11 protein-coding genes are annotated in these 8653 nt (G+C 50.9%); 1 reads left to right on the plus strand and 10 read right to left on the minus strand.

Going from position 1 to position 8653, the window contains the following annotated elements:
- Positions 1–786 (plus strand): helix-turn-helix domain-containing protein (locus tag DWX32_RS18715; RefSeq protein ID WP_147398514.1); only part of this gene is annotated, 786 nt, incomplete at its 5' end.
- A gap of 61 nt (positions 787–847) precedes the next feature.
- Here the strand turns inward: DWX32_RS18715 and DWX32_RS18720 are convergent.
- The 10 genes from DWX32_RS18720 to mobC form a co-directional block, all read right to left on the minus strand.
- Positions 848–1810: a DUF3658 domain-containing protein gene (locus DWX32_RS18720; RefSeq protein WP_005927687.1), complete on the minus strand. Its 963-nt coding sequence runs from the start codon at positions 1808–1810 to the stop codon at positions 848–850.
- Positions 1811–1839: 29 nt separating this feature from the next.
- Positions 1840–2217, minus strand: coding sequence for a TnpV protein (locus tag DWX32_RS18725; protein WP_005927690.1), 378 nt, complete (start codon positions 2215–2217; stop codon positions 1840–1842).
- Positions 2177–2449, minus strand: coding sequence for a helix-turn-helix domain-containing protein (locus DWX32_RS18730; RefSeq protein WP_002593556.1), 273 nt, complete (start codon positions 2447–2449; stop codon positions 2177–2179). The genes DWX32_RS18725 and DWX32_RS18730 overlap by 41 nt, the downstream gene beginning before the upstream one ends.
- A gap of 281 nt (positions 2450–2730) precedes the next feature.
- Complete coding sequence (locus tag DWX32_RS18735; RefSeq protein ID WP_002594230.1) at positions 2731–4356, minus strand: recombinase family protein; 1626 nt, start codon at positions 4354–4356, stop codon at positions 2731–2733.
- A 127-nt stretch (positions 4357–4483) separates the two neighbouring features.
- On the minus strand, positions 4484–4678 hold the full coding sequence (locus tag DWX32_RS18740) for a transposon-encoded TnpW family protein (RefSeq protein WP_002594231.1): 195 nt from the start codon (positions 4676–4678) through the stop codon (positions 4484–4486).
- Positions 4675–5529, minus strand: a complete 855-nt coding sequence (locus DWX32_RS18745; protein ID WP_002594232.1) for an ATP-binding protein — start codon at positions 5527–5529, stop codon at positions 4675–4677. Before DWX32_RS18745 ends, DWX32_RS18740 begins: the two co-directional genes overlap by 4 nt.
- Positions 5526–6266, minus strand: coding sequence for a replication initiator protein A (locus DWX32_RS18750; RefSeq protein ID WP_002594233.1), 741 nt, complete (start codon positions 6264–6266; stop codon positions 5526–5528). The genes DWX32_RS18745 and DWX32_RS18750 overlap by 4 nt, the downstream gene beginning before the upstream one ends.
- Positions 6267–6396: 130 nt before the next feature.
- Positions 6397–6783 (minus strand): cysteine-rich VLP domain-containing protein, encoded by a 387-nt coding sequence (locus DWX32_RS18755; protein WP_002594234.1) that lies wholly within the window; start codon positions 6781–6783, stop codon positions 6397–6399.
- Positions 6773–8398: a relaxase/mobilization nuclease domain-containing protein gene (locus tag DWX32_RS18760; RefSeq protein ID WP_014080221.1), complete on the minus strand. Its 1626-nt coding sequence runs from the start codon at positions 8396–8398 to the stop codon at positions 6773–6775. The genes DWX32_RS18755 and DWX32_RS18760 overlap by 11 nt, the downstream gene beginning before the upstream one ends.
- On the minus strand, positions 8370–8653 hold a 284-nt coding region (gene mobC, locus DWX32_RS18765; RefSeq protein ID WP_118660848.1), incomplete at its 5' end, for a plasmid mobilization relaxosome protein MobC. The genes mobC and DWX32_RS18760, both read right to left, overlap by 29 nt.

Genomic DNA, 8653 nt, shown 5'->3' on the forward strand with positions numbered 1-8653 from the left:
CAGGAACGCCTTTGGGAACTCCGCAAGGACAAAGGCTTAAATCTGGAAGAACTATCAAAACTAACGGGTATTTCTAAATCAGCCCTTGGCAGTTATGAAAAAGAAGATTTTAAGGAAATCAATCATGGCAACCTTATCACGCTGGCAGACTTCTATGGGGTTTCCGTCGATTATCTGCTGTGCCGGACAGAGAACAGGGAGCAGATCAACACGCCACTGACGGAGCTGCATTTGAACGATGAAATGGTTGCACTTCTGAAAAGCGGTCGGATCAACAACCGTCTGCTCTGCGAACTTGCCACCCATAAGGACTTTATCAAGTTTCTTGCGGACATTGAGATTTATGTGGATGGGATTGCCACCATGCAGATTCAAAACCTCAACACCCTTGTCGATACTGTCCGACATGAAATCATAGAACGGTATCGCCCTGGCGAAGATGACCCACATTTGAAAGTGCTGCAAGCCGCCCATATCAGTGATGATGAATATTTCAGCCACATGGTTCTGGATGACCTAAACCTGATTATCCGGGATATTCGGGAAACCCATAAAAAGGATAGTGAGAGTGCGCCCCAGACCACTGTTGCCAATGAACTGAAAGAAAATCTGGAAGCGGTCGAAAATTTCAAGGGCAGCCGTTTGGAAAAACTGGCAGTGCTTTACTGCAAGCAGCTCGGTATCAACTATAAAAATCTGTCAGATGAAGAATTTCGCTGGCTTATTCGGATTCTCCAAAAATCAAAGAAAACGGGAACGCCTATCAACCAGAGGAAAAAACGGTAAAGGAAAACCGCTGTTGCATGGTTTGTTGGATTCCATGTAGCAGCGGTTTGTGCTGTGGTTATTACTTCATTCGTTTTCTTAATATTCGGCGATAATTTGTTTCTCCCTTTGGTGCGTCCTGTATAATTTCCAACACACCATCTTCAAGCATTTTATCAATGCGATTGGAAATCCATACATCACTAATTCCAAGTTGATATTTTCCTAAAACATTACCTATGACAATAGCCATTTTGAATTGCTCTGGCTGTTCCGCAATTTCACGAAGAATGAAACTATCATATATATCTTCTGAAACGCTTTGCAATTTACCATTTAACATTGCACGCAAAGGTGCATTTTCATTTTGAAGTTGATTCCATTTCATAGCACAAGCTGAAAGAAATACAGGATTAGCTTTCTCTTGTAGAGTTATATAGTTTCCCCATTCGCCAGGAGAGACCTCGCCCCATGCTATTTTGGATGTCATAGTATTTTCTTTTCCATATTCCCATGTAGGTAACTTAACCAAATAAATTGTTGTCTGGCAGTTTAAGGGTTGAAGTTGTTTCATAAGCCAATACATACCACAAAGCTCATCTGGATTATAGCTATACCAAATGCGAATTTCTTCCCCAGCTACATATCGTTCAATCACTGAGGTCAATGTAGTTTTAATTTTCTGTATTTTTTCTTCAACCTGATAATCTAAATCCTCTACAAAGCAGACAGACAGCATTTTCTTGAAAACATTTTTCCGCTGTTCGCCAATTCCATTATCAGAAATATCTCCCACACTAAGAGCCATATCAAAACAATAAACATCACAGCTCTTGCCTCCCAATGGAATAGCATTCTCCCAAGCAATGCGTTCTTGTTCCTGTGCTTGAAGCTGTGCTTTTTTCATTTCATCTGAAGATGGAACACTCCCGTCTTCATGCCTCATAAATATTGAAACAGCACTTCCTCTATACTTTCCCTTGCCGTAAGTTTGGGCAATTTTCAAACTTCCACAGGCACTTTCACCAAATACAATTTCAATCATCTTATATACCTCCGATTTAATTGCTCCCGTTATGAATAAATCATCTCATGCAAAACAATTTCTTCTGCCCGGTTATGAATGTTATTGCAACGCTGCACCCATTCCATTTGGTGGGTACGCTTCAATTCCTCGGTTACGCCCTCGGCAGTTTTCATCTGCTCCATGATGGTGTCTAACCGTTCCTGTGCCTGTTCGTTCAGGTCTGCAAGATATGTCCACAATTCCCCGGTCAGTATCAATGTATTCAATCTGGCTGGGTGGACTTCCCTTAAATATTCCCGGTGCATCCGTCCGTACTTTCCGATAGGGCGGTGTTCCTCCGGCAGTTTCAAGTCCGGGATGTAATAATCTCCGACAAGGATATAATCAATTCCGTTTTCCGTTATTCTTGGTTTCAATTCGCTCATGTTCCTTACCTCCTGTGGAAGCAGGCTCGTCTGGTACTAACTCAATCACATCGGTAATCTCACAATTCAGCGTTTCGCAGATACGGGCTAATGTATCCATGCTGATGTGCTTTCCCTCTTTGCTCATGTTGGCAATCATATTTGTTGTCATACCAGCGGCAAGCCTTAAATCCTCTTTTCTCATATCACGCTCTAACAGTGTGTGCCAGAGTGGCTTATAGCTGATGTGCATATTGTTTTCCTGCCTTTCTATCTATACCACCGGGGCGGCTGCCCCGGCAGGAACTTTTCTCTTATTATAGCACCAATCTTGTGAAATCACAATTTATTCTTGTAGCCTGCCGCTGATACCGTCTGGATTGTGCTTTTCCTTTCGTTTTTTGTTCCAACTAATTAGCCATGAACTGCTTCATGCCCTGGCTTTTTGCTTATGTGTGATAAAGAAGTAATAGAAGTGTAAAAAATTTTGCCGTTCCTATCCGGCACATGAGGTATGTCGGATAGGTCGGGCGGTTAGGTGTCGGGCAGTTCTACCTTGCCGACAAAAGAATAATAGATTTCGATTTCCTGTCTGCGTAACTTGCCCCGGCGTTTCCCGTCAAGGGCAACGCTTTCATGGACAACGATTTTCTCCACAAACTCCCGCAGCAGAGTAGGGGTAAGTTCTTCAATGGTAGTGTGCCTGCGTACCACATTCATAAACTTTTCAGCGTTTGCGGTGGCTTCCTGCGCTTTGGAAAGTTCTTCCCGCAGTCTGGCGGCACGTTCTTTCAGTTCTTTCTGCTCGGCTTCATAGTCTGCCGACAGCTCTGTGAAACGCTCGTCCGATATGCGCCCGGTTACGCTGTCCTCATACAGCCGCTTGAAGATAGCAGATAACTCGGCTATGCGTTTCTCGGCGGCTTCCAGCTCCTTTTTCTTGGCGGCGTTCCTGCGTCTGTCCCCGTCCTCATTCTGCTCGATTAAAAGCTTCATAAACCGGGCTTCATGCTTTGCCGCATAGCTGGTAACTTTCCGCAGATTGGAGAGTACGCCAGCGGTCAAGAGGTCAGTGCGGATAAAGTGCGCTGTGCAGTCGGCGGTGCGTTTCTTGTAGCTTCCGCAGATATAACAGTCCTGCTTGCGCTTGTCCGTCTGGTATCGCTGCTGGTACATGACGCTGCCGCAGTCGGCACAAAAGAGTATGCCGGAGAACAAGCCCACTTCGTCATAACGGTTGGGGCGTTTGCGCTGCTTGCGTAACTCCTGCACCCGTTCCCACGTTTCCCGGTCAATGATAGGCTCATGGTGGTTCTCAAAAACCGCCTGCTTTTCCGGGGGATTTTCTATGCTGTGTTTCAGCTTGTAGGACGGCTTCTCGGTCTTAAAGTTTACCAGACAGCCCGTATATTCCCGGTTTTCCAGCAGATGAACCACGGTATTGGTCGCCCACTTGCACTCATAGCCGGGGTGGTAGCGGCGGGTGCTGCCCGTCCTGCGGTATTCCAGCGTCCCCGGCGTGGGGATTTGCTGCTCGGTCAGCATACGGGCTATCTTGGTCGGACCGTTCCCGGCAAGGCAAAGGCTGTAAATCTGCCGTACCACCGGGGCGGCTTCCTCGTCAATGATAAAGTTTTCGTCCTCGTCCATGAGGTAGCCATAGACGGGCTTGCTTGTGATGGGCTTTCCGCTCATGCCCTTAGAGCGTTTTACTGCCTTGATTTTCTTGCTCGTATCTCTCACCAGCCATTCGTTAAAAATGTTCCGCAGCGGGGCAAAATCATTTTCCCCCTGTGCGCTGTCCACTCCGTCATTGATAGCGATGAAGCGGACACCTTTCTGTGGGAAAATCATTTCTGTGTACATTCCCACCTGTAAGTAGTTTCGCCCTAACCTCGACATATCCTTGACGATAACTGTCCCGACTTTCCCTGCTTCAATGTCTGCAAGCATGGCTTGAAATCCGGGTCTTTGAAAGTTCGCACCGGAATAACCGTCGTCGGTGTACCAGCGCAGATTAGAAAATCCATTCTGTTTGGCATAGGTTTCCAAAATCCTCTTTTGGTTGGAAATGGAATTGCTCTCGCCTTGCAGCTCGTCCTCATGGGACAGTCTTGGGTAAAGGGCGGTAATGAGTTGCTGGGTGGTCTGTCTTAACATAAATTCCTCCGTTTCCGACAGCCAGCCCCACTATTCCGTACCTTGATTGTACCACATGGGGCGGCTGTCTGTATAGCGGCAAAAGCGTCAAATCTGCTTCTTTACGGTCGGTAAAAATGACGGTTTTTCAATCAGGCTTATCACAGGTCAAATATCCGGCGGCGGCTTCTGCTTCCAGCACTTTCATCATCTTGTCAGCGGCGGTGTCGGTCGCCCCCTCCTTGAAAAAGCCAGACACCACAAGGATTGTGTTGCCTATCCTCGTTTCGGTCACGCAGTCCGGGCGGCGGGCAGGGCGTTTGTTTCTCTGGGTGTCGGTCATAGGCAAATCTCCTTTCCGGCAAGCAGCCGTTTCAGCTGTTCCATTTTTCCCTGTGCGGCGGCTTTCCTCAAATTCTCCCCGGTAAAGCAGAGAGGGGAACACATTTCAAGCAGGCGGTCATAAATCCGGGCGTGGGCGGTGTCCTCCGGGTGCTGCAATTCCTCCAGCGTGAGGTTGGTCGTCACAATCAGCGGCTTCCTGCTCCGGTAGCGGCTGTCAATCACATTGTAGACCTGTTCCAGACCGTATTCTGTGCCACGCTCCATTCCAAAATCGTCAATGATGAGCAGGGGGAAGCTGCAAAGGCGGGAAATATATTCGTTCCTGCCCGCAAAGCTGGCGGCAAGGTCGTTTAATATTGCTGCAAAGTTTGTCATGCACACCGGGACTTCCTGCTCCATGAGGGCGTTTGCAATACACCCGGCAAAATAGCTTTTCCCAGTGCCTACCCTGCCCCACAAGAGCAGCCCGTAGTTCCCGTCCTTTATCTGTTCCCAGCGTGCCACATATCCGGCGGCGTTCTTCATCTGCGGGCAGCTGCCGTTATCGTTGGCAAATGTCCAGTCCTGCATGGTCTTGTCTGTAAAGCCCTGCCGTTTCAGCCGTTCCACCGTTTCAAGGTGGCTGCGCCGCTTCTCGGCGGCTTCCCGTTCCTTACGGGCTGCCCGCTGGCAGTCGCACTCTGACGGGTGGCGGTCACGCCCGAAAAAGGTCTTGCCCTCCGGGAAATAGGCTTCTTTGGGTTTCCGGCATTTGCCGCAGTATAAAAGCCCGTCCTCCCCGGTGTAATCCTCCGGCTCGGCTGTGGTGTCGGTCATAGGCAGTATGGTGTTGTGGATTGTATCGGTCATAGGCTTTCTCCCTCCTTGAATGAATAGTCCGGTATGCCTTTCTTTGGCTTCTCTTTGGCAGCGTCCTCCTGCGCCCACTTGTAAATGGTGGCTGCATGGCTCTGGTACTGCTTCCCGGTGGAAGCGATGTGGCAGGAAAGGCGGTCAAGGTAATACTCCCACTTGCCGGGGAAGTCCTGTTCCAGCTCCAAAAGTTCTGTGTCAGAAAGAAATACATTTTTATATCTGCCATAAGCGGCGGGGGGCTGCCCCTCACTCGCTCCTTTTGTTTGGCTCTCTATTAGGTTGTTTATATTAGTTTGGTTAGGGGACGGTTTTCCGACCGTCATAAGGTCAGTTTTCCGGCTGTCAGTTGGTCGGTTTCCCGCCCTTATGAGGGGCGGTTTTCCGTCCGTCAGTTGGTCGGAAAACTGTACCACTGGGATAGGCGGCACTTTCACATACAGACGGTTGGCGGCAGAAAAGCCCGTCCGTCTGCGTTCCAGCAGCCCGGCAGCGTCCAGTTCGTTCAGTGCGCCCTTTATGGTGGTGCAGCCTTTATCCAGCATTTCCGCTATCTCTGCTATGGGGTAGACAATGTATGTCCGTCCCTCGCTGTCCTGCCAGCCGTTCTTCTGCGAAAGGGTGGAACGGTCTAACAGCAGCGCATATAACTCTCTTGCGGTGTGGGATAGGTCTGTTTCCAGCAGGAAACGGGGGTAAGGCAGGTAAGCGGGCAGCTCCGTTCCTGCGGTCATATAATCAGCGATAGGGTTCACCTCCTTGTGGTGTCTGTCTGTGGGTTCTGTTACGCTTTTAGGGGGCGTTTTTAAGGGAAAAGGATAAATGTATCACGCACCCTTTGACACCCTCCAAAAAAGCCTTGATTTATGCGGGTTTGAAATGCCCTAAAGCGTGACATTTCTCCCTTTGTTTCCGCTTCCGTTTGGCGGCGTTTATCCGCTTCATGCGTCCGGCGCAGTCCGGGCAGTATTTCCCCCGGTTGGATTTTGGGAAGAAGAACGCCCCGCAGACAGCGCAGCGTTTCCGGCTTCCCCGGCGCAAGAGGGCGGCTTCCAGTGCTTCATCAAGGGGCAGGACAGCGGCGGTAAACCAGCGGCAGAGCAGCGAATAGCTGATACTCTGTACACACACGCAAGGCTCGCCGTCCTCCAACAGCAGGCAGTTCCCGCTGTCATAGTTGCAGCACTCATGCACAAGGCGGCGGGCTGCCCGGTACTGGCGGTAGTCCATGCGGGGGATATTACCGTTCATGGCTCTGCTCCTTTCTGCGCTGCGGCTCGCTCCGGCGTAAAATCTGGTCGATATTGCCCTTGACAGTCTGCAAGCGGCGGTACTCCTCCCGTTTTGCCCGGTAATCGTTGTAGCCGCTGTTTTTCTCTTTGATAAGGCTTTCAATCTCTGCTTGCAGGGATTTATAGCTCGGCAGCTTGGAAATGCCGTTCTCCCTGAAATAGCGGGCGGCTGCGTCTGCTATGATAAAGTCACTTTCATGCTTCTGACGGTAGGCTGCTTTTGCTTTGGCGTTTTTCTGCTGTTTCAGCCCGTCCCGGACAGGGCGGGTCTTGGAATAGGCAAGCACCTGCCGTTGCAGCTCCTTTTTCCCGTTCAGCGTCTTTTCCACCTGCTTCAACCACGCAAGGCTTTCCTGCATGGCGGCATAGGCGGCAGAACAGGCTTCGTCCAGTTCCTCCGGGGAGGAAAAGCCGTACTGCTGATAGGCGGTAACGGTAGCTGCCATTTGCTTTAGGTTGTGCTTTGCCGCCCAGCGGTCATAGCCCACGCCCTTGCCCTCGGCTCGCTTGGCTTCCCGGTCAACCATGCGCTGCAAGGTGTTGTCTGCCGGGGTGGTTTTTGCAGCTTTTTCCCCTTGTAACGGCTTTTTAACTGCGGCAGGGTATTCGGGTATGGCTTTGGTCTGTTCGGCAGCTCTGTGGGCGTTCTGCGTGAGCAGGGCAAGGACAGCAGCCTTGTCAAAATCGTCCCCCAGCTTTCGGGCTGTGATAGGCTTTGTCCTGTCCGGCGTGAGGTAGGAAAGCCGCCCCCGGCTCTCCTTGACGGTCACACCCTCCCGCAGCAAAAGGGAAGAAAACTCGTCAAAGCTGCCAGCTTGGGAAAGTGCCTGCCGTATCGTCCGGCGCAGCTTCGCCTTGTCCGTTTCAAACTTGGTGGGCTTGGTCGGCTGTCCGGCGGCTTCTCTGGCGGCGTTCTCTTTGTCAAGGGCAAGCTGCCCTTTCTTTGCCGCCCAGTATTCCCGTTCGGTTATCCGTTCCTTGCTGCCGTTCAAGAGGTCGATTTGGTAAAGCCCCTCCCGGTGGCACATTTCCATGACTTCGCTCTTGAAATATTCCATAGCGGCGTTGGTGCAGCGGTGCTTGCAGCCCTCCAGCGTGTCGGCTGGTCTGTCCATGTAGGGCAGAAGCGGGACTTCGTAAATCCGCAGGGAGTTGATGACGATATGCACATGGATATTCCCGCTGTGGTTATGCCCGTCCGGGTGGGTGCAGATTAGGGCTTGGTGTCCGGGGAAATGCTCCTTGCAGAACTGCTCGCCCAGCTCCTGCGCCCGGTCTACGGTCAAGCCGTTGTCTGTCCCGTCCCGTGGGTCAAAGCTGATGATATAGTGGTGGCTTTTCACATCTTCCCGTTTTTGGTTTTTCTCATAGCGGAGATTGGCTCGCATACAGGCAACGGCGAAATCCTCGCCCCCGCAGTTGAGGGAAGAAATGCGGTAATCCTCCCTCGGTATCAGCCGCCCGTTTTCATCAAGGGTGGGCTTCATGGTAAACTCGTCATGCTCAAATGTGAGATAGGCTTCCGCTGCGCCATAGTCGGCGTTTTTAGAGCTGATATGTTTGAATGTTGCCAACAGCGTCACCCACTTTCTGCAAGACTTCAAACTTTAGGGCAGCAAGGTCGGAAATCGCCGCCCGTACCTCCCCGGCAAGCTGCGGGTAGGGGCTGTGCCACTCATTCAGCGTCCGGGCTATCTGGTTTAAGTTGCCGCCGATCCTGCCGTATTCGGCGGTCAGCTTCCCGACAGCGGCAAGCAGCTCGTCATTGACGGGGGAAACGGTTATGATGGGGCGTATGGCTGCCCCGGTTATGGCTTGCCGGATAAACT

The sequence above is a fragment of the Blautia sp. AF19-13LB genome (assembly GCF_003479105.1).
In the GTDB taxonomy this organism is placed as follows: Bacteria; Bacillota; Clostridia; order Lachnospirales; family Lachnospiraceae; genus Fusicatenibacter; species Fusicatenibacter saccharivorans.

Coding starts and splice junctions, on each gene's coding strand:
- DWX32_RS18720 (WP_005927687.1), bottom strand. CDS start 1,810: ATGATTGAAATTGTATTTGGTGAAAGTGCCTGTGGAAGTTTGAAAATT.
- DWX32_RS18725 (WP_005927690.1), bottom strand. CDS start 2,217: ATGAGCGAATTGAAACCAAGAATAACGGAAAACGGAATTGATTATATC.
- DWX32_RS18730 (WP_002593556.1), bottom strand. CDS start 2,449: ATGCACATCAGCTATAAGCCACTCTGGCACACACTGTTAGAGCGTGAT.
- DWX32_RS18735 (WP_002594230.1), bottom strand. CDS start 4,356: ATGTTAAGACAGACCACCCAGCAACTCATTACCGCCCTTTACCCAAGA.
- DWX32_RS18740 (WP_002594231.1), bottom strand. CDS start 4,678: ATGACCGACACCCAGAGAAACAAACGCCCTGCCCGCCGCCCGGACTGC.
- DWX32_RS18745 (WP_002594232.1), bottom strand. CDS start 5,529: ATGACCGATACAATCCACAACACCATACTGCCTATGACCGACACCACA.
- DWX32_RS18750 (WP_002594233.1), bottom strand. CDS start 6,266: ATGACCGCAGGAACGGAGCTGCCCGCTTACCTGCCTTACCCCCGTTTC.
- DWX32_RS18755 (WP_002594234.1), bottom strand. CDS start 6,783: ATGAACGGTAATATCCCCCGCATGGACTACCGCCAGTACCGGGCAGCC.